This is a genomic window from Magnetospirillum gryphiswaldense MSR-1 v2 (assembly GCF_000513295.1).
Taxonomy (GTDB): domain Bacteria; phylum Pseudomonadota; class Alphaproteobacteria; order Rhodospirillales; family Magnetospirillaceae; genus Magnetospirillum; species Magnetospirillum gryphiswaldense.
In genome coordinates, this window is sequence record NC_023065.1 from 3,320,024 (window position 1) to 3,339,307 (window position 19,284).

General features: G+C 64.5%; 14 protein-coding genes. 10 read left to right on the top strand and 4 right to left on the bottom strand.

All coding sequences use genetic code 11. The features are described 5' to 3' along the window. Positions 1 to 13: 13 nt before the first annotated feature. Positions 14 to 1,144 carry an alanine dehydrogenase gene (gene ald, locus MGMSRV2_RS15965; RefSeq protein WP_024081394.1) on the top strand — a complete coding sequence of 377 codons (1,131 nt, stop codon included), beginning with the start codon at positions 14 to 16 and terminating at the stop codon, positions 1,142 to 1,144. Between the two features lies 1 nt (position 1,145). Continuing rightward, entirely contained in the window at positions 1,146 to 1,682 is a 537-nt protein-coding gene (gene ppa, locus MGMSRV2_RS15970; protein WP_024081395.1) for an inorganic diphosphatase, read from the top strand. An 87-nt stretch (positions 1,683 to 1,769) separates the two neighbouring features. Here ppa and MGMSRV2_RS15975 read toward each other — a convergent pair whose 3' ends face one another. From MGMSRV2_RS15975 to MGMSRV2_RS15985, 3 genes are read right to left on the bottom strand one after another with little or no spacing between them, the layout of a single operon-like run. Then, positions 1,770 to 2,480 carry a phage tail protein gene (locus MGMSRV2_RS15975; RefSeq protein ID WP_024081396.1) on the bottom strand — a complete coding sequence of 237 codons (711 nt, stop codon included), beginning with the start codon at positions 2,478 to 2,480 and terminating at the stop codon, positions 1,770 to 1,772. A 39-nt stretch (positions 2,481 to 2,519) separates the two neighbouring features. Continuing rightward, positions 2,520 to 3,245, bottom strand: a complete 726-nt coding sequence (locus MGMSRV2_RS15980) for a phage tail protein (RefSeq protein WP_024081397.1) — start codon at positions 3,243 to 3,245, stop codon at positions 2,520 to 2,522. Positions 3,246 to 3,293: 48 nt separating this feature from the next. Beyond that, positions 3,294 to 3,998 carry a phage tail protein gene (locus MGMSRV2_RS15985; protein ID WP_024081398.1) on the bottom strand — a complete coding sequence of 235 codons (705 nt, stop codon included), beginning with the start codon at positions 3,996 to 3,998 and terminating at the stop codon, positions 3,294 to 3,296. Positions 3,999 to 4,398: 400 nt separating this feature from the next. On the opposite strand from MGMSRV2_RS15985, the gene MGMSRV2_RS15990 reads away from it, so the two are divergent. The 7 genes from MGMSRV2_RS15990 to MGMSRV2_RS16020 are packed head-to-tail and all read left to right on the top strand — an operon-like array spanning position 4,399 to position 15,870. Further along, entirely contained in the window at positions 4,399 to 8,355 is a 3,957-nt protein-coding gene (locus MGMSRV2_RS15990; protein ID WP_024081400.1) for an Ig-like domain-containing protein, read from the top strand. After that, on the top strand, positions 8,288 to 9,826 hold the full coding sequence (locus MGMSRV2_RS15995) for an Ig-like domain-containing protein (protein WP_024081401.1): 1,539 nt from the start codon (positions 8,288 to 8,290) through the stop codon (positions 9,824 to 9,826). Before MGMSRV2_RS15990 ends, MGMSRV2_RS15995 begins: the two co-directional genes overlap by 68 nt. A 24-nt stretch (positions 9,827 to 9,850) precedes the next feature. Beyond that, entirely contained in the window at positions 9,851 to 11,452 is a 1,602-nt protein-coding gene (locus tag MGMSRV2_RS16000) for a TolC family protein (RefSeq protein ID WP_024081402.1), read from the top strand. Then, on the top strand, positions 11,449 to 12,168 hold the full coding sequence (locus MGMSRV2_RS16005) for an efflux RND transporter periplasmic adaptor subunit (protein ID WP_024078832.1): 720 nt from the start codon (positions 11,449 to 11,451) through the stop codon (positions 12,166 to 12,168). The genes MGMSRV2_RS16000 and MGMSRV2_RS16005 overlap by 4 nt, the downstream gene beginning before the upstream one ends. Before the next feature lie 13 nt (positions 12,169 to 12,181). Then, positions 12,182 to 13,444 (top strand): efflux RND transporter periplasmic adaptor subunit, encoded by a 1,263-nt coding sequence (locus MGMSRV2_RS16010; protein ID WP_024081403.1) that lies wholly within the window; start codon positions 12,182 to 12,184, stop codon positions 13,442 to 13,444. A gap of 3 nt (positions 13,445 to 13,447) precedes the next feature. After that, positions 13,448 to 15,547, top strand: a complete 2,100-nt coding sequence (locus tag MGMSRV2_RS16015) for an HlyD family efflux transporter periplasmic adaptor subunit (RefSeq protein WP_024081404.1) — start codon at positions 13,448 to 13,450, stop codon at positions 15,545 to 15,547. Positions 15,548 to 15,561: 14 nt separating this feature from the next. Beyond that, a complete protein-coding gene (locus tag MGMSRV2_RS16020; protein WP_024081405.1) occupies positions 15,562 to 15,870 on the top strand; it encodes a hypothetical protein in 309 nt (102 codons plus the stop codon). 121 nt (positions 15,871 to 15,991) lie between these two features. Here MGMSRV2_RS16020 and scpA read toward each other — a convergent pair whose 3' ends face one another. Next, positions 15,992 to 18,142, bottom strand: coding sequence for a methylmalonyl-CoA mutase (gene scpA, locus MGMSRV2_RS16025; RefSeq protein WP_024081406.1), 2,151 nt, complete (start codon positions 18,140 to 18,142; stop codon positions 15,992 to 15,994). 222 nt (positions 18,143 to 18,364) lie between these two features. Between scpA and MGMSRV2_RS16030 the strand changes: the two genes are divergently transcribed. Continuing rightward, positions 18,365 to 19,219, top strand: coding sequence for a DUF4743 domain-containing protein (locus MGMSRV2_RS16030; protein ID WP_024081407.1), 855 nt, complete (start codon positions 18,365 to 18,367; stop codon positions 19,217 to 19,219). Positions 19,220 to 19,284 lie beyond the last annotated feature (65 nt).

The window sequence follows — 19,284 nt, forward strand, 5'->3', positions numbered from 1 at the left end:
GAAAGGCACCATCATGCTTGTCGGCGTCCCCAAAGAGATCAAGACCCATGAATACCGCGTCGGTCTGGTACCGGCGGCGGTGCGCGAACTGGTGGCCCATGGCCACCGGGTTTTGGTGCAGACCGGCGCCGGGGCCGGCATCGGCTGCGGCGACGAGGTCTATATCCAGGCCGGGGCCGAGATTGCCGATGACGCCGCCCAGGTGTTCGCCGCCGCCCATATGATCGTCAAGGTCAAGGAGCCGCAACCGGCGGAATATTCCCTGCTGCGTCCCGGTCAGGTGTTGTTCACCTATCTGCATCTGGCCCCCGACCCGGGACAGACCCGCGCCTTGCTCGAGTCCGGCTGTACCGCTATCGCCTATGAAACGGTGACCGATGGCCAAGGCGGCCTGCCGCTTTTGGCCCCCATGAGTGAAGTGGCCGGGCGCATGGCCGCCCAGGTGGGCGCCCATTGCCTGGAAAAGGAACAAGGCGGCGCCGGCATCCTGCTCGGCGGCGTGCCCGGCGTCGCTCCGGGGCACGTTGTCGTGCTGGGCGGCGGTGTGGTCGGCAGCAATGCGGCGCGTCTGGCCCTGGGCCTGGGGGCGCGGGTGACCATCTTGGACAAATCCCTGCCCCGCCTGCGCCATCTGGACGAAGCCTTCGGCGGCCGCATCCTGACCCGTTATGCCACCTTGGACGCCATCGAAACGCTGGTGCCCCAGGCCGATCTGCTGGTCGGCGCCGTGCTGATCCCCGGCGCCGCCGCACCGCGTCTGGTGTCGGCGGAAATGGTCGCCGCCATGCGGCCCGGCTCGGTCATCGTCGACGTCGCCATCGATCAGGGCGGCTGCATCGCCACCTCGCGTCCCACCAGCCACGCCCAGCCCACCTATGTGCAATCGGGCGTGGTGCATTATTGTGTCACCAACATGCCCGGCGCCGTCGCCCGCACCTCGGCCTTCGCGCTTGGGCATGCCACGCTTCCCTTTGTTCTGGCCTTGGCCGACAAGGGTTGGGCCAGGGCATTGGCCGAAGACCCGCATTTAAAAGCGGGATTGAACATCCACAGTGGAAATGTCACGCACGAGGCTGTGGCGCGCGACCTCGGTTTGGGGTATTTGGACCCCGAGGCCGCTTTGACAAGGCAACAAGGACAATAAAATGGACATCAAGAAGATCCCGATCGGCAAGAACCCGCCCCACGACGTCAACGTCATCATCGAAATCCCGCTGCGCGGCGACCCGGTGAAGTACGAGATCGACAAGGAATCCGGCGCCATGTTCGTGGACCGTTTCCTGCACACCGCCATGTTCTATCCGACCAATTACGGTTTCATCCCTCACACCCTGTCGGAAGACGGTGATCCGGTGGACGTGATGGTCGTCGGCAAGCACGGCGTCGCCGTCGGCTCGGTCATGCGCTGCCGTCCCATCGGCGTGCTGCTGATGGAAGACGAAAGCGGCCAGGACGAAAAGATCCTGGCGGTGCCGCATCCCAAGCTGCATCCCTATTACGACAACGTCGCCAGCTATACCGATCTGCCCACCACCCTGATCGAGCAGATCGAGCACTTCTTCACCCACTACAAGGACCTGGAAAAGGGCAAGTGGGTCAAGTGCTTGGGTTGGAAGGGCCCGGAAGACGCCGCCGCCATCATCGAAGTCGGCATCAAGAAGGCGGAAAAGAAGAAGAAGTAAGCTTCTTTCTTCTTTCGCCCGATGGCAAAGACGAAGCCCCCGCCAAAGCTTGGCGGGGGCTTTTTGTTGTGAGCGAAAGCGGGGCGATCAGTTGGGCCGCTGGGGGAAAATGCCCGTGGTGGCGATGCAGTACGTCAGCGCCAATTGCGGCGGGATGGTGTTGATGCTGACCGGAATGCCGGAGTTGGCGACAGTGACCTGCCCGGTGCCGGAAAAGCCGGTGACGGCCCCGCCCAAGCCGACGGTCGAACCAGCACTGGCGGCGGGGATGTAGGAGGAAACGGGGTTCACAGACGGCCCCACCTGGGTAATGGCGGTGGCCAACGCATCACCCGCCTGCGGCAAGGTGTCGTTGCCGCGGGCTTGCTTGGCGGCCAATGCCGGTGTCGTCGCCAGATTGACGCTCAAGGTGGCGGCATGGGTGTGGGCGGGCAAGTTGGCCGTGGTCAAGGCCACCGAGTTCTGGCCGCTTGCGACCCCCAGGCCCGACGGAGAGGCGGCAGGGTTGCTGCCGACCACAGAGGCGTTGTTCAGGTTGGGCAAGCCGAACGTGGTGGTGCCGTTACCGCCAAAGGTAGTGCCGAGCAGGGTAAACAGGGCCTCGTTTTCATTGACCGTCAGGGTTCGGCCATCGGCCGGCAGGGTGCCCACCGGGCACCAGTTGAAAGCAACCGGGCAGACTTCGCCCAGATACGGGCTTGAGCCGTTGCAGGCCAGGGCATCGTCGGAGCCAAGGGTCAGTCCGGCGGCCAGGATCAGGCCAGCGGCGGCGTGGGACAACAGGAAGGTGGTTTTCATTATGGGTAAACTCCCAAAATCCGAATATGACGTGTCGCGTCAATCCCGCGGCGGATAATAGCCCTGGGTGACGATGCAGGCGGTCAGGCCAAGCACCGGCGGGCTGGTGGGGATCGGGGTGGCGGCGCCGGCCGCGTTGACGGTCACCGCGCCGGTGCCGGTGACGGTGGCGCTCGTCCCGCCCAGCGAGACGACGGCGCCGGCGACCGTGCCGTTGGCGTACGACTTCTTGGCCACCGGTGTGGCCGAGGTGTCGGTCAGGCCGGCCAGCACCGCGCCATTGGCCGGAATGGGCAAGGTGGCGTTGGCTTGCTTGGCGGTCAGGCTTAGGGCGCCTTGCAGAGGAGTGCCCTGGTCGGGGGCAAAGGTGGCGGCATGGGTATGGCTCGGCATTTGCGCCATGGTCAGGGTTTTGGTGGCGCTGCCATAGGGCTTGCTCCACTGGAAGTTTGCGGCCAGATCGGCGGCGGTACCCGAACCGATGATGCCGGTTTTGACCAGATTGGGGACCTTGAAGTTGGTCTTGCCGTCGCCGCCATAGACGTTGTTGGTCAAGGAATACAAAGCAACATTTTGCTGCAACGGCAAGGTCGCGCCATTGGCGGGGACAAATCCCTGCGGGCACCAATTAAAGGCGAAAAAGCAGATTTCACCCACATAGCCCTCGGTGCCGCAGGCCCAAGATGGTGTGGCGAAGGTCAGCATGGCCAGCGCCGCGCTCGTGCAGAGCCGGCGGCGCAAGGCGGGGGAAGCGAGAGTTTTCATGAAATGTCTCTCCTGGAATGCATTGAGGATCAAGTCGATCGACGAAAATCAGTTGGGCCGCATGGGGTAAACACCGCCGGAATAGCCGACGATGCAGGCGGTCAGGGTCAACTCGGCCGGTACGATGCTCAGCGCCGTCAGTTGGGTGGGATCGCTGCCGGTGGCGGCCAGGGTCGGGGTGCCGCTGCCGGTGATGGGGGCACTGGCGCCAGCCAGGGTGACCATGGTGCCGGCGGCCGTTGCCGGGGCGTAATGGGGCCAGGCGGCGCCATTATAATTGGCGACGGCCAGAAGGTCGCCGGCGGCGGCGTCGGTGTGGGTACCGTTGCTCTGGCTGGCTTTGACCGTGGCGTTGATCTGCAGCGGCGTGGTCCCGCCGGCGGGATTGTAGGTGGCGGTATGGGTATGCTGGATCAAGTTTACGTTGCTGGTCATCTGACCGCGTTTGGTGGCGATCGTCAGGGTGGGGGAGGTGCCGACGCCCAGGCGCCCGGCCAGGTTGGGGACCATAAAGGTACTGCTGGATTGGCTGCCGCCATAGAGGGTGCTGATCAAGGAGAGCAGCGCCTGGTCTTGGTAGTTCTGGAGGGTACCGCCCGTGGCCGGGTAGGTGCCCTGGGGGCAAAAACTACCGGCGAAATAGCAGATTTGCCCGATATAGGCATCGACGCCGCAGGCCTGGGCCGGGCTGGTGCCGGTCAGCACCGCGACGGCAGCGAACGCTGCCGCGGGCAGGGTCATCCTGAAGTGCATGATTTGGTTCTCCCCTTGAAATCAAGCCTTAGCCATGGGCCATAGCCACAAGCAAGCTAAGGTTGTTGTTGTTGGCATAAAAAATCAATCAAGATGTGTTCTGTGCCCGAGAATTGATTAAAATTGTCAGAATCGACAATTATAAAACCATGGGCTGTGGCATCCTTGCTGCCGGGGTGAGGGGTGGCGGTGGATTGATAAGACCAATGGAGTCGTTATGGGCGATATCTCTGCATAAGCGACAGCGATAGATACATCGTGATACAATTCGCGCAGATTAGTGCAGGAGTAGGCATAATTTTTTACTACCATTAGATTGCAATTCATTCTAGCTTATGAACCAAGGTGGTATTGGCACCCCCTGGGGATGGGGTTGCCTTCCTACATTTGGATGCGCGCCATGACACATTTCGCCAAGCCTCGCCGCTCCGTTTCCAGGTCCGCCACGGGCCAGATGCGCCTGTCTTCCATGCTGATGGCGCTTGAGCCTCGGCTGATGTTCGATGGCGCCGCCATGGCCGATGCGGTCGATCATGCCGCCGATGCGGCTGGTGACGATGCCGCCGCCATTGCCGCCCAGGCGGCGTCTGTCGCTGATGCCGCCGCCCCGGCCCCGGCCCGCAAGGAAGTGGCCTTCGTCGATACCGGCGTTGCCGATTACCAATCCCTGGTGGACAGCATCGGCGCCGGCATCGAAGTGGTGCTGATCGATGGCGGTGAAAGCGGCTTGGCCCAGATGGCCAAGTGGGCGCAAACCCATGCAGACTATGATGCCGTCCATATTCTCAGCCATGGCGATGATGGCGTTCTGGTCCTGGGCTCGGACACCATTGACGCCGCCGCCCTGTCACAGGCCGGTATTCAGGCCGGGTTTGCCGCCTTGGGTCAGGCTTTGTCGGCTGATGGCGATCTGCTGGTCTATGGCTGCTCGGTGGCGGCGAGCGAGGTGGGACGTACCTTTATCGCCAATCTGGCCACGGCCACCGGCGCGGATGTGGCTGCTTCCGACGATGTCACGGGGGCGGCAGGCCTGGGCGGGGATTGGTCGCTGGAGAGCCGGACAGGGATGGTGGAGGCCGCCGAATTTGTCATCTCGAGTTACCACTCATCCCTGAATGTTATTGGCACGACGGTCATAATGGGATCAAGTGCGGAGAGCGACGACTATGTGACGTCGATGGGGTCGGTCGGTGGCCAAGAGGGGTGGGCCGGTGTTGGCTGGTATTACAACGCTACGGTTTCAGACTCGCATGTCGAGATATTTGGCGGTGACGGAAACATACGTGTTGATATACAATCCAATACGATCACCATAACGTGGCCAGAAGACTCTAATGCCTATGGAGTGAATGAGTTTTACATAAGTTTTTCTGATGGAAGTCTTGCATCAATTGATGCTATATCAAGAACATCAGATGCAGATATAGATTATAGTGTGACTGGAGACGAGTATTCGTCGATACCTGACGGCGCCGGCATCTTTTCTATATCGTCGGAGAATTCAAAGGTTCTTGTGTTTTCAGCAATTCCCGAGCTCGCTAACCAACATGCTCTCCGTGGAACGCTGACCTTTTCCTTTACATCGACGGCCAACGCTCCCACCGGCCCCACCGTCACCTCGGTTGAGCGTCAAACCCCTGCCTCTGCCACCACCAACGCCGACAGTTTGACGTGGCGGGTGACGTTCAATGAAGCGGTCAGCAATCTGGCCGATGGCACGGTTGATTTCGACGTGGCCGAACTGACCGGCGAAAGCGTCAGTGTCGTTTCGGCTGGCGGCAACGCCTATGACGTGACGGTTTCCGGCGGCGATATCGCCAATCACACCGGCACCGTCACCTTGGGGCTGAAGGGCGGGCAGAACATCGTCAACGGCGCGTCCCAGGCGCTGTCCAGCATCACCCCCAGCGGCACCGATCAGCGCACCTTCACCCTGGACAACAGCGCCCCCGCTGCCCCCTCGGCCCCCGACATGACTGCCGGCACCGATAGCGGCACCGATACCGACAACATCACCAGCGACACCACGCCGACCTTCCGCGGCACGGCCGAGGCCAATGCCATCGTCAAGCTGTACGACACCGACGGCACCACGGAAATCGGGTCGGTCACCGCCGACGGGGTGGGCAATTGGACCATCACCGTGTCGGCCTTGTCGGCGGGGGCGCACACCATCACCGCCAAGGCCACCGACACGGCGGGCAACCAGGGCGCCGCGTCCACTGGGCTGGCGGTGACCATAGATACCGCCGCGCCGGCCGCGCCGTCGGCCCCGGACATGACCGCCGACACCGATAGCGGCACCGATACCGACAACATCACCAGCGACACCACGCCGACCTTCAGCGGCACCGCCGAGGCCAATGCCATCGTCAAGCTGTACGACACCGACGGCACCACGGAAATCGGTTCGGTCACCGCCGACGGGGTGGGCAATTGGTCGATCACCGTGTCGGCCTTGTCGGCGGGGGCGCATACCATCACCGCCAAGGCCACCGATGTCGCCGGCAACCAGGGCGTCGCCTCGGGCGGGCTGTCGGTGACCATCGACACCGCCGCGCCGACCGCCCCCTCGGCCCCGGACATGAGCGCCGGCAGCGACAGCGGCACCAATACCGACAACATCACCAGCACCACCACCCCCACCTTTACCGGCACGGCCGAAGCCAACGCCACGGTGACCCTGTACGACACCGACGGCAGCACCGTGCTGGGCACCGGCACCGCCGACGGGTCGGGCAATTGGTCGATCACCGCCTCGACGTTGTCGGCGGGGGCGCACACCCTCACCGCCAAGGCCACCGATGCGGCGGGCAATCAAGGCGTTGCCTCGACCGGGTTGTCGGTGACCATCGATACCACCGCACCGGCGGCGCCCTCGGCCTTGACCATCAGCAGCGACACTGGCAGCTCGGCCACCGACGGCATCACCAGCGACACCACCTTGACCATCGGCGGCAGCGCCGAGGCCAATGCCTCGGTCGAGGTGTTCAAGGACGGGGTGTCCATCGGCACCACCACCGCCAACGGCGCTGGCGCCTGGAGCTTCGATTACACCGGCACCACCCTGACCGAGGGCAGCTATGCCTTCACCGCCATCGCCACCGACGTGGCCGGCAATGTCGGCACCGCCTCGACCGCCAAGGCGGTGACGGTGGATACCACCGCGCCGGCGGTGCCGGCGGTTACCGCCATTTCCAGCGATACCGGCGTCGATGGCGCCGACGCCATCACCACCGACACCACCTTGGTGATCAGCGGCACGGCGGCGGCCAATATCACCGTCGAAGTGTTCAAGGATGGGGTGTCCATCGGCACCACCACCGCCGACGGCACCGGCGCCTGGTCTTTCGACCACACCGGCACCACCTTGGCCCTGGCCACCTATGCCTTCACCGCCAAGGCCCAGGATAGCGCCGGCAATGCCAGCGCCGCCTCGACCGCGCTCAACGTGCAGGTGGTGACGGGGCCGGCGGCGCCGACCGGGCTGGCCATTTCCACCGATAGCGGCAGTTCCAACAGCGATGGCAAGACCACCGACACGACGCTGATCCTCACCGGCTCGGCTCCGGCCAATGCCACCGTGCTGGTCTATCGCGATGGCGTGTCCATCGGCACCACCACCGCCGACGGCACCGGCGCCTGGACCTATGATTACACCGGCACCACCCTGGCCGAGGGGACCTATGCCTTCACCGCCGTGTCGCGGTTGTTGGGCCAGGACAGCGCCGCGTCCACCGCCAAGACTGTGGTGGTCGATACCACCGCGCCGGCGGCGCCCTCGGCCTTGACCATCAGCAGCGACACTGGCAACTCGGCCACCGACGGCATCACCAGCGACACCACCTTGACCATCGGCGGGAGCGCCGAGGCCAATGCCTCGGTCGAGGTGTTCAAGGACGGGGTGTCCATCGGCACCGCCACCGCCGACGGCACCGGCGCCTGGAGCTTTGATTACACCGGCACCACCCTGGCCGAGGGCAGCTATGCCTTCACCGCCATCGCCACCGACTTGGCCGGCAATGTCGGCACCGCCTCGACCGCCAAGGCGGTGACGGTGGATACCACCGCGCCGGCGGTGCCGGCGGTTACCGCCATCTCCACCGACACCGGCACCTCGGGCAGTGATGCCATCACCACCGACCAGACCCTGGTGATCAGCGGCACGGCGGCGGCCAATATCACCGTCGAAGTGTTCAAGGATGGGGTGTCCATCGGCACCACCACCGCCGACGGTACCGGTGCCTGGTCTTTCGACCACACCGGCACCACCTTGTCCCTGGCCACCTATGCCTTCACCGCCAAGGCTCAGGATAGCGCCGGCGGCGCCGACCGGGCTGGCCATTTCCACCGATAGCGGCAGTTCCAACAGCGACGGCATCACCAGCGATGCCACCTTGACCATCAGCGGCACGGCCCCGGCCAATGCCACCGTCACCGTCTACAAGGATGGCGTTTCCATCGGCACCGCCACCGCCGACGGTACCGGCGCCTGGAGCTTTGACCACACCGGCACCACCTTGGCCGCTGGCGCCCACGCCTTTACCGCCAAGGCCACCTTGAGCGGCCAGGACAGCGCCACCTGCTCGGCCTTGAACGTGACGGTGGATACCACCGCGCCGTCAGCGCCCGCGGTCACCGCCATTTCCAGCGACAGCGGTTCGTCCACCAGCGACGGCATCACTACCGACCAGACCTTGGTGATCAGCGGCACCGCCGAGGCCAATGCCACGGTCGAGGTGTTCAAGGACGGCGTCTCCATCGGCACCGCCACCGCCAACGGCGCCGGCGCCTGGAGCTTCGACCACACCGGCACCACCCTGGCCCTGGGCACGTATGCCTTCACCGCCAAGGCCAAGGATGCGGCGGGCAATGAAAGCGCCGCATCGACGTCCCTGTCGGTCAGGGTGACCACCGACGACATAGCGCCCAACGCGCCCAGTCTGGCGGCCACCGGCGGCACCTCGACCACCGTCCCGGTCACCGGTACGGCCGAGGCCAATGCGACGGTGAAGATTTATAACGGTGCCACCTTGCTGGGCACGGTCACCGCCGACGGTGCCGGTAACTGGACCTATACCGCCACCTTGGCGGTGGGCAGCCACACCTTGACCGCCACCGCCACCGATGCCGCCGGCAATGTCTCGGTGGCCTCGGCCCCGGCCACCGTCACCATCACCGCCCCAGTGGCGGCACCGCCGACACCGCCCGCTCTGCCGCCGGTGGAAAGCACCATGACCCGCCCGGCGACCAATGCCTTCCAGGTGGTTGTCGCCGCCAAGCCGGCCGGGGGCGGCGATGCCCTGGTGATCAACGCGCCCATGCGTGACGCGATCGTGGCCGAGGGTGCGCGCATCTCGGTGACCATTCCGACCGACACCTTCGCCCATACCAAGGCCGACGCGGTGGTGTCGCTGACAGCGACCCGGGCCAATGGCGCGGCGCTGCCGGGCTGGATGGCGTTCAATCCCTCCACCGGCACTTTCGAGGGAACACCGCCACCCGGTTTCCGTGGCGAGGTGGTGGTGCGCGTCATCGCCCGCGACAACGAAGGCCGCCAAGTGGTTCAGACCTTCAAGATCGTCGTCGGCCAGGGCCAGGGCAATGCCGCGCCGGCAGAGGGCGGCCAAGGTGGTGGCGGTCGTGACGGGGGCCAGGGTGAAGGCCAGGGCCAGGGCGGTCCGCAAGCTCCCGGTCGCACCGGCGACGCATCCCCGGTTGGCCGTCCCGGCCTGACGGCGCAATTGCGGGCGCTGGGCCAGGATGGCCAGGCGACCAAGCAGGCGGTTTTGTTCAACGCATTGAAGACCAGCGGCAAGGCCGCGTAGGGATCATCAAAGGGGGTGTTTGCAATGATCGGTTTTTCCCGTGCCACGCGTCTGCTGGCCTCCGCGTCCCTGGTCGCCCTGCTGGCCGCCTGCGCCATGACGCCCGAGCCGTTCAGCCCCGAGCAGCTGGCACAAGCGGCCCGCGACGACCGCGCCGACATGTTCAAGGGCGGTGCGCCGCTTTCCGGTCCGCTGACCGTGTCCGACGCCATCGCCCGGGCGCTCAAATACAATCTCGACCGTCGGGCCAAGGTGATGGAGGAAGGCCTGGCCCTGGGCCAGACCCAGGTCGACCGCTGGGACATGCTGCCCAAGCTGGCCGCCAATGCCGGCTTCACCTCGCGCTCGGAACCCAACGCCACGGTATCGCGCGACGTCAAGACCCAGACCACCGGCACCAGCCCCAGCTATTCCACCGACCGCGACAATTACACCGCTGATCTGGGCCTGTCGTGGAACGTGCTGGATTTCGGCCTCAGCTATTTCACCGCCAAGCAGAACGCCGACCGCGCCCTGATCGCGCAAGAGCGCAAGCGCAAGACCGTGCACAATCTGGTGCAGGAAGTGCGCTTCGCCTTTTGGCGCGCCGCCGCCCACCAGGAACTGAAGGGTGAGGTGGAAAAGGCGGTGGCCGAGGCCAAGGTGGCGCTGGACCGGGCCAAGATTGTCGAGCGCGAGAACCTGAAGGCGCCGGCGGAAAGCTTGCGCTATCAGAAATCCCTGCTGGAAACCCTGCGGCAGCTGACCGCCATCCAGCAGGAATTGTCCACCGCCGAGATCGAGCTGGCCGCCCTGATCAACGCCCCGCCGGGGACCAAACTGGTGCTGACGGTGCCGGGCGATCTGCAAGTTCCGGCCTGGGAGCTGGAACTGGAGCGCATGGAGGAACTGGCTTTCACCAACAACGCCGACCTGCGCGAACAGGGCTATCTGGCCCGGATCAGCGTCAACGACACCCGCAAGGCGATCACCCGGCTGTTTCCCGGCATCACCTTTTCCGCCAGCCGCAATTACGACCACAATTCGTTCCTGATGAGCAATCACTGGTACGAGGCCGGGGCCAAGCTCTCGTGGAACCTGATGAACCTGATCAGCGGCCCCGACGCCATCAGCTACGCCGAAACCAACGAAGAGGTGGTCAAGTCCAAGCGGCTGGCCCTGCGCATGGCGGTGCTGGCCCAGGTGCACGTGTCGGAACGGCAATACCGCAACGCCGTCAGCCAATACCAGCAATCGGACGAATTGTGGCGGGTCGACCGGCGGCTTTATGAATTGTCGGCGGCCAAGACCGCCAACGACGCCCAGGGCATGCTGGAACGGGTGGCGGGCAGCGCCTCGGCCATCGCCTCGGCGCTGCGCCGCTTCCAGACCTATGCTCAGGTCGAGCAATCCTATGCCAAGATGCAGGCCAGCATCGGCCACGATCTGATGCCCGACAGCGTCGCCAGCCACGATCTGTCCAGCCTGTCGGCGGTGATCGCCGCCCGCCTGGAGGAATGGGGCCGCCAAGCCCAGCAGGCCAGCGTCGCCGCCTTGCCCGACACCACGCCGTCCCTGCCGGACGAGCCCGGGCCGCTGGCCGGCCTGGGTCGCTGGTTCGCGGCGGGCAGCGACGGCGCCCGATGACAGGCTGGTGGCGCATTCTGCCGCTGCTTTTCGGGCTGGCCGCCCCGGCGGCGGCGCAGGACTTGCGGGCGCAATTAAGCCCGCGCGACTTCACCACCTTGGCCGCCGAGATCGGCGCCAAGGTGGAGAAGGTGGGGGCGCGCGAGGGCGAGCGGTTCAAGCGGGGCGACACCCTGATCGCCTTTGACTGCTCGATCCAGCGGGCGCAGATGGCCGAGGCGCGGGCGGCCTTGGGCGCCACCGAGAAGACGGTGGCGGTGAACACCCGGCTGCTGGAATTGCAGACCATCGGCAAGCTGGAAAGCGACGTGGCCCAGGCCGAGCGCGACAAGGCCCGCGCCAAGGTCGACGCCAGCGGCGCGGTGCTGGGCAAATGCACGGTGCCCGCCCCCTTCGACGGTCGGGTGGTGGAACAGAAGGTCCGCGCCCAGCAATACGTCCAGCCCGGTCAGGCGCTGCTGGACATCCTCGACGACAGCGTGCTGGAGCTGGATTTCATCGTGCCGTCCAAATGGCTGGTGTGGCTGAAACCCGGTCACCTCTTCCAGGTGGCCATGGACGAGACCGCCAGGACCTATCCGGTCAAACTCACCCGCATCGGCGCCCGCATCGATCCGGTCAGCCAGTCGGTCAAGGTCACCGGCGCCATCGGCGGCCATTTCCCCGAGCTTGCCGCCGGAATGTCGGGTAAGGTGCTGCTGTCGCCGCCGCCGTGACGGGTAGTTTTGTATGAGTGATCCGATTTATGTCTGGCTGGACGTGGAAAGCCGGGTTCTGAAGGCCTCCAGCGTCATGGAAACCGCTTTTATCGCGGTCAATCTGGCCCACACCCTGGTTCCCTATCGTCAGGCGGCCCTATGGCGCCGCGATCAGGGAGTGCTGGCGCTGTCGGGGGCGGCCAACGTGGATACCGGCTCCCCCTATGTATTGTGGCTGCAACACTTGCTGGCCGGTTTTCGCGACGATCAGCCACGGCCCTTGACGCAAACGGATGGCGGGGCGGAATGGGCGGATTGGCTGCCGGCCCATGGCCTGTTGTTGCCGTTTGACGGCGGCTCTGTGTTTTATGCCCGCGATGATGCCTTCAGCGAAGGTGAAGTCGCCATGTTGGAGCGGCTGACCCAGCTGGTCGGCTTGTCGCTGCGGGCGCTGACGCCCAAGCGGGTCGCCTGGCCCAAGCCGCGTGGACGCAAGGGCTGGGCCATGATGGCGGCAGGGGTGCTGGTGGCCCTGTTTCCGGTGACCAGTTCGGTGCTGGCACCGGCGGAAAGCGTCGCCGCCCATCCGGTTTTGATCCGCGCGCCGCTGGAAGGGGTGATCGGTCGCATGGCGGTCAGACCCAATGATGCGGTGACCGAGGGACAGGTGTTGTTCGAACTTGATTCCACCACCCTGACCGGTCGCCTGGATGTGGCCCGGCAAAGTCTGGCGACGGCCGAAGCCGAGTACCGCCAAACCGCCCAGGCCATGGTGTTCGATGCCAAGGCCAAGACCCAGGCGGCCATCCTGGCCGGCAAGGCCGAGGAGAAGGCCGCCGAGGTCCGTCTGTTGGAAAGCCAGTTGGCACGCATCCAGGTCAAGGCGCCGAAGGCGGGCATCGCCGTCTTCGATGATGTCGCCGACTGGATCGGACGTCCCGTAATCCTGGGCGAAAAGGTGATGGCGGTGGCCGACGAAACCGATACCGAGGTGGAAGCCTGGGTGGCGGTGGCCGATGTGGGGGAAGTGCGTCCCGGCGGGCCGCTGACCCTGTTTCTCAACACCAATCCACTGTCACCGGTGAAGGCCCGCGTCCGTTCCGTCGCCTATGAGGCAGCGGCGCGGCCCGATGCCAGCATCGCCCACCGTATCCGTGCCACCTTGGCCGAGGCCGAGGACAAGCCGCGGCTGGGGTTGAAGGGTACCGCCCGCATCGACGGCGATACCGTGCCGCTGATCTGGTGGGCCTTCCGTCGCCCGCTGGCCACCATTCGACAGTTTATCGGTTTTTGATCCATGGATGCGGCGGCCCTGCCCCTGCTGCGCGAAGAATTGGCGGTTTATCCTGGTCCGGTGGGCCGTGATGGCGCCCCCAGCTGGACCTTGCACGACCCCTTGTCCAACCGGTTTTTCCGTATCGGCTGGCCTGCCTTCGAGATTCTCAGCCGCTGGCACCTGGGTGAACCAGCGGCCATCCGTACCGCCATCGAGACCGATACGGTGCTGGAGGTGGACGAGGACGATATCCTGGGCGTGGCCGAGTTCCTGGCCCGCTCTCAGTTGCTGAAGGCGGACAGCCCTGGGGCGGTGGATCGGCTGCTTTCCATCCACCAGTCCGGCAAATCGTCGTGGCTGACTTGGCTGCTGCACCATTACCTGTTCTTCCGGGTGCCGCTGGTGCGGCCCGATGCCTGGCTGGGGCGGACCTTGCCCTGGGTGAGGTGGCTGGGATCGCGCGGTTTCCGTTTGGCCACACTCTTGGCGTTATTGGTCGGATTGCTGCTGATCGGGCGGCAATGGCAGAGCTTCACCGCCACCTTTGTCGATCACTTTTCCATCACCGGACTGGCTGCTTTCGGCATCGCCTTGGGATTGGCCAAAATCTGCCACGAATTGGGCCATGCCTATACCGCCAAAGCCTTCGGCTGCCGGGTGCCGACCATGGGGGTGGCCTTTCTGGTGCTGTGGCCGATGCTTTACACCGACGTCAACGAAGCGTGGAAGCTGAACGCCCGCCGCCAGCGGCTTTTGGTGGGCGGTGCCGGCATCCTGGCCGAGTTGACCATCGCCGCCTGGGCCAGTCTGGCCTGGGGTCTGCTGCCTGACGGTACGGCCCGGTCCATGGCTTTCACCCTGGCAGCAACCACCTGGATCTCGTCGCTGGCCATCAACCTGTCGCCGTTCATGCGCTTTGACGGCTATTTCCTGGCCATGGACACGCTGGATCAACCCAACCTGCATCCGCGCTCTTTTGCCCTGGCCCGCTGGCACCTGCGCGAAACCCTGTTCGGCCTGGGCGAACCGATGCCCGAACATTTGCCGCCCCGCACTCATCTGGGCATGATCGTGTTCGCCTGGGGGGTGTGGCTGTACCGGCTGATTTTGTTCCTGGGCATCGCTGTGCTGGTCTATCATTTTTTCATCAAGCTGGTGGGGATCATCCTGTTCATGGTGGAAATCGGCTGGTTCGTGGTCAAACCGGTGTGGGCCGAAATCCGGGAATGGAAAAAACGGCTGCCGGCCATCCGCGCCGGTCGTCGGGTGCGTTGGCCTTTGGCCGTTCTGCTGGGGGGCTTGTTGCTGCTGGTGGTGCCGTGGAACGGCAAGGTCACCGCGCCGGCCCTGCTGAAAGCCCAAGAATACAGCCTGATCTATGTGCCGTTCGGCGCGGTATTGCGCGAGGTGACGGTCAAGGATGGCGACCGGGTCGAAGCCGGAGCGGTACTGGCCCGCCTGGACAATCCCGATGCCGAACACCGGCGCCAACAATTGGACAGCCGCGTCGCCGCCTTGCGCTATGAGCTGTCGGCGACGGGCATGGATTCCGATTTCCGCGCCCGCAGCCAATCCATCGCCGAGGAATTACGCACCGCCCAGGCCGAACGCGCCGCCCTCGCCAATGAACAGGACCGGTTGGAACTGCTTGCCCCCATGGACGGTATCGTCACCGATTCGTCGCCTTTGGTGCAGCCGGGCCAATGGATCAATCAACGTGAACCCTTGCTGGGCCTGCGCCAGGGCGGTGTGCTGGAAGCCTATGTGGCGGAAGAGGACGTGCCGCGCCTGCGGGTGGGGGCCAGCGCCTATTTCATCCCCGATGGCCGTGATGCCGGCATCGACGCCACCATCACCGCCATCGACCGCGTTGCCGTCACCGCCCTGACCGAACCCAGTCTGGCTGTACCTTATGGTGGTACCATTCCCGCCCGATTCGATCATAATAATCTGGTGCCCGATGTTGCCGTCTATCGGTTGCGGCTGAAGCCGGTGGATGATCGGGTGGTGCCACCGGTACCGTTGCGCGGCCAAGTGCGCATGGACGGTGATTACCGCTCGCCCCTGGGCCATGGCTTGCGCGCCATCGCCGCCGTATTGCTGCGGGAATGGGGCTTGTGACAAGGAGAAAACCCATGCTGAAACATAGCATTGTGATCGTGATGGCCTTGCTGCTGCTGGGGGCCGAAGCCGGCTTGACGGCGGAGACCAAGGGCAGCGACAGTGCCGATATTTCCATCCGTTCGGCGCGGGTCGAGACGGTGCGGGCGCGGCTGGCCACGGTGTCGTCGCCCAGCGCCTCGGCCACCATGCTGGACGCCGATGATCTGCTGCGCCAGTTGAAGGCGGCACCCGCCGACAAGCGCGCGGCCCTGGCGGCACAACTGGATGCGGCCTTGACCCGGGCCGAGCTGGAAATCGACATGGCCAACCGGCCCAAGTAAGCTCTTCAAAGGGATAAGATCCCTTTGATCCCATTGGGTTATGGGCTAGCAGCCACCCTGCAACACAAAAGGCCATCCGGGCTGCCCCGAATGGCCTTTTGTTCACTCACCGATCGATTGATCAGGCGGCATTCTTCTTCTTTTTCAGCAGTTCCAGGATTTCACCGGCGGCTTTGGGGATGTTGGTCCCTGGGCCGTAGACGGCGGCAACGCCGGCCTTGTACAGGAAGTCGTAATCCTGCTGCGGAATGACGCCGCCGGTGACCACCATGACGTCGCCGGCGCCCTGCGCCTTCAACTCGGCAATCAGCTGCGGTACCAAGGTCTTGTGCCCGGCGGCCAGCGACGAGGCGGCGACGATGTGCACGTCGTTCTCGACGGCTTGGCGGGCGGCTTCGTCCGGGGTCTGGAACAGCGGACCGACGTCGACGTCGAAACCGATATCGGCGAAAGCGGTGGCGATCACCTTGGCGCCGCGGTCGTGGCCGTCCTGGCCCATCTTGACCACCAGCATGCGCGGACGGCGGCCTTCTTCACGGGCGAAGGCGTCGATATCGGCCTTCAGCTTGGCGAAACCGTCATCGTCCTTGTAGACGCCGCCATAGACACCGGAAATGGTGCGGTTGACGGCGCGGTGACGGGTGAAGGCCTTTTCCATGGCATCCGAGATCTCGCCGACGGTGGCCCGGGCCCGGGTGGCGATGACGGCCAGTTCCAGCAGATTGCCTTCACCGGTCTCAGCGGCCTGGGTCAGGGCGGCCAGGGCAGCGTCGACCTTGGCCTGATCGCGGCTGGCCTTGACCTGCTTCAGCCGCGCGATCTGCGCGTCCCGCACCATGGCGTTGTCCACATCCAGGATCTCGATGGGGGTTTCTTCCGCCGGCTGGTACTTGTTGACGCCGACCACCACTTCCTCGCCCCGGTCGATACGGGCTTGGCGGCGGGCAGCGGCTTCCTCGATCTTCATCTTGGGCATGCCGGATTCGACCGCCTTGGTCATGCCGCCCAGTTCTTCCACTTCCTGGATCAGCTTCCAGGCTTCCTCGGCCAAGGCGTTGGTCAGGCTTTCCACGTAATAGGAGCCGGCCAGCGGATCGATCACGTTGGGGATGCCGGTTTCTTCCTGGATGATCAGCTGGGTATTGCGGGCGATACGGGCCGAGAACGGGGTCGGCAACGCAATGGCCTCGTCCAGCGCATTGGTGTGCAACGACTGGGTGCCGCCGAGGACGGCGGCCATGGCCTCGATGGTGGTGCGGATGACGTTGTTATAGGCATCCTTTTCCGTCAGCGACACGCCCGAGGTTTGGCAGTGAGTGCGCAGCGCCATGGAAGACGGCTTTTGCGGATCGAACTGCTTGATGATACGGGCCCACAACAGGCGACCGGCACGCATCTTGGCGATTTCCATGAAGAAATTCATGCCGATGGCCCAGAAGAACGAAAGCCGGCCAGCGAAATCGTCGATCTTCAGGCCGCGGCCTTGGGCGGCACGCACATATTCCAGACCGTCGGCCAGGGTGAAGGCCAGTTCCTGCACGGCGGTGGCGCCGGCTTCCTGCATGTGATAGCCGGAAATGGAAATGGAATTGAACTTGGGCATGTTCTTCGAGGTGTACTCGATGATGTCGGCGATGATCCGCATGCTGGGGGCCGGCGGATAGATATAGGTGTTGCGGACCATGAACTCCTTCAGGATGTCGTTCTGGATGGTGCCCGACAATTGGTCCTGGGAAACGCCCTGCTCCTCGGCGGCGACGATATAGCCGGCCAGCACGGGAAGAACGGCGCCGTTCATGGTCATGGACACACTCATCTTGTCGAGCGGAATGCCGTCGAACAGAATCTTCATGTCCTCGACCGAATCGATGGCGACGCCGGCCTTGCCCACATCGCCGACCACGCGCGGATGGTCGCTGTCATAACCGCGATGGGTGGCCAGGTCGAAGGCGACCGAGATGCCCTGCTGACCGGCGGCCAGATTCTTGCGGTAGAACTTGTTGGATTCCTCGGCGGTGGAGAAGCCGGCGTATTGGCGCACCGTCCACGGCTTGGCCGCATACATGGTGGCGCGCGGCCCGCGCAGGAAGGGCGGGAAACCGGGCAGGGTGTCCAGTTCTTCCAGGCCTTCCAGGTCGGCGGCGGTGTAAAGCGGCTTGACCTTGATGCCCTCGGGGGTGTCCCAGGTCAGGGTTTCCGGCGACTTGCCCTTCAAATCCTTGGACGCCAGGGCATCCCAATCGGCGAGGGTCTTTTTCGCGAACTCGGTCATCTTTTCCTCCAGAAACCTTATGATCTCAACCCCGAGAGGGCCGGAGTATAGCCCCGCCATAAGGTTTAGTCCATTGCTGGACAATCAACTAGGGCCATGAAATCGCACTCAAAAAATCGGTAATTCGGTCACGGACTGCCGCTTTGCCGCCGCACCGTCCGGTTGGGCTGGGGCCATGCGGTGCTTGACCTGGGGGTGGGCTTTGCGTTTCCATCTGGGGCCATGGCTTTTCTTGATCACATCGATGCCTGCAATCGTCACGATCTCAACCGCTTCCGCCCCTTCATCGTCGGCGGGCGGCAGGTGGGGTGGGTGCGCGGTGACATCGCCTGGCATCTGGAGGAATACGAGGCGGTTTTTGCCGTCACCCCCGATGCCGTCCATCTTCAGCGCCACCTGAGCGAACCGGAGGCGCGCTCGCAAGCGGTGGATCAGGTGTGCCGGGCTTTGCACGCCAAATGGCAGACGCCCCCCTTGCGCGGCGAACGTTATCGTGTCGCCCGCACCTGGGGGGAAGAACCGGTGATGACCATGGATCGCGGCGTGGTCAGCCTGTTCGGGGTGCGCGCCTTCGGCGTTCACGTCAACGGCTTCGTCCGTGACGGCGAGCGGCTGAAATTGTGGGTGGCCAAGCGGGCACCGGAACGGGCCGTGGCCCCGGGTAAGCTGGACAATCTGATCGCTGGCGGCCAGCCCGCCCATCTGTCGTTGCGTGACAACCTGATCAAGGAAGCGGCGGAAGAAGCCGACGTGCCGGCGGCCTTGGCCCAGACCGCCCGCCCGGTGGGCGTGATCTCCTATTGCGTCGAGGACCAATGGGGGCTGAAGCCCGATGTCATGTTCTGCTATGACCTGGAACTGCCCCCTGACTTCACCCCGCGCAACACCGATGGCGAGGTGGAAAGCTTCGCCCTGATGGAGGTGGACGAGGTGATGGCCCGCATCCGCGACACCCAGGATTTCAAGGCCAACGTCAATCTGGTGATCCTGGATTTCCTCATCCGCCACGGCGTGTTGTGCCCGGACAACGAGCCCGATTACGCAGCCATCGCCCATGGGCTGAAGCGGGGCTGGTAACGCGCAACAAATCCCTTGTGCGGCGCAGTATGACGCATCATTATTGCGCCCCACACCGGTTTCCC

What these genes read in the sequence shown, in the direction of transcription:
- ald (WP_024081394.1), top strand. Translation starts at nt 14, where the DNA reads ATGCTTGTCGGCGTCCCCAAAGAGATCAAGACCCATGAATACCGCGTC.
- ppa (WP_024081395.1), top strand. Translation starts at nt 1,146, where the DNA reads ATGGACATCAAGAAGATCCCGATCGGCAAGAACCCGCCCCACGACGTC.
- MGMSRV2_RS15975 (WP_024081396.1), bottom strand. Translation starts at nt 2,480, where the DNA reads ATGAAAACCACCTTCCTGTTGTCCCACGCCGCCGCTGGCCTGATCCTG.
- MGMSRV2_RS15980 (WP_024081397.1), bottom strand. Translation starts at nt 3,245, where the DNA reads ATGAAAACTCTCGCTTCCCCCGCCTTGCGCCGCCGGCTCTGCACGAGC.
- MGMSRV2_RS15985 (WP_024081398.1), bottom strand. Translation starts at nt 3,998, where the DNA reads ATGCACTTCAGGATGACCCTGCCCGCGGCAGCGTTCGCTGCCGTCGCG.
- MGMSRV2_RS15990 (WP_024081400.1), top strand. Translation starts at nt 4,399, where the DNA reads ATGACACATTTCGCCAAGCCTCGCCGCTCCGTTTCCAGGTCCGCCACG.
- MGMSRV2_RS15995 (WP_024081401.1), top strand. Translation starts at nt 8,288, where the DNA reads ATGCCTTCACCGCCAAGGCTCAGGATAGCGCCGGCGGCGCCGACCGGG.
- MGMSRV2_RS16000 (WP_024081402.1), top strand. Translation starts at nt 9,851, where the DNA reads ATGATCGGTTTTTCCCGTGCCACGCGTCTGCTGGCCTCCGCGTCCCTG.
- MGMSRV2_RS16005 (WP_024078832.1), top strand. Translation starts at nt 11,449, where the DNA reads ATGACAGGCTGGTGGCGCATTCTGCCGCTGCTTTTCGGGCTGGCCGCC.
- MGMSRV2_RS16010 (WP_024081403.1), top strand. Translation starts at nt 12,182, where the DNA reads ATGAGTGATCCGATTTATGTCTGGCTGGACGTGGAAAGCCGGGTTCTG.
- MGMSRV2_RS16015 (WP_024081404.1), top strand. Translation starts at nt 13,448, where the DNA reads ATGGATGCGGCGGCCCTGCCCCTGCTGCGCGAAGAATTGGCGGTTTAT.
- MGMSRV2_RS16020 (WP_024081405.1), top strand. Translation starts at nt 15,562, where the DNA reads ATGCTGAAACATAGCATTGTGATCGTGATGGCCTTGCTGCTGCTGGGG.
- scpA (WP_024081406.1), bottom strand. Translation starts at nt 18,142, where the DNA reads ATGACCGAGTTCGCGAAAAAGACCCTCGCCGATTGGGATGCCCTGGCG.
- MGMSRV2_RS16030 (WP_024081407.1), top strand. Translation starts at nt 18,365, where the DNA reads ATGGCTTTTCTTGATCACATCGATGCCTGCAATCGTCACGATCTCAAC.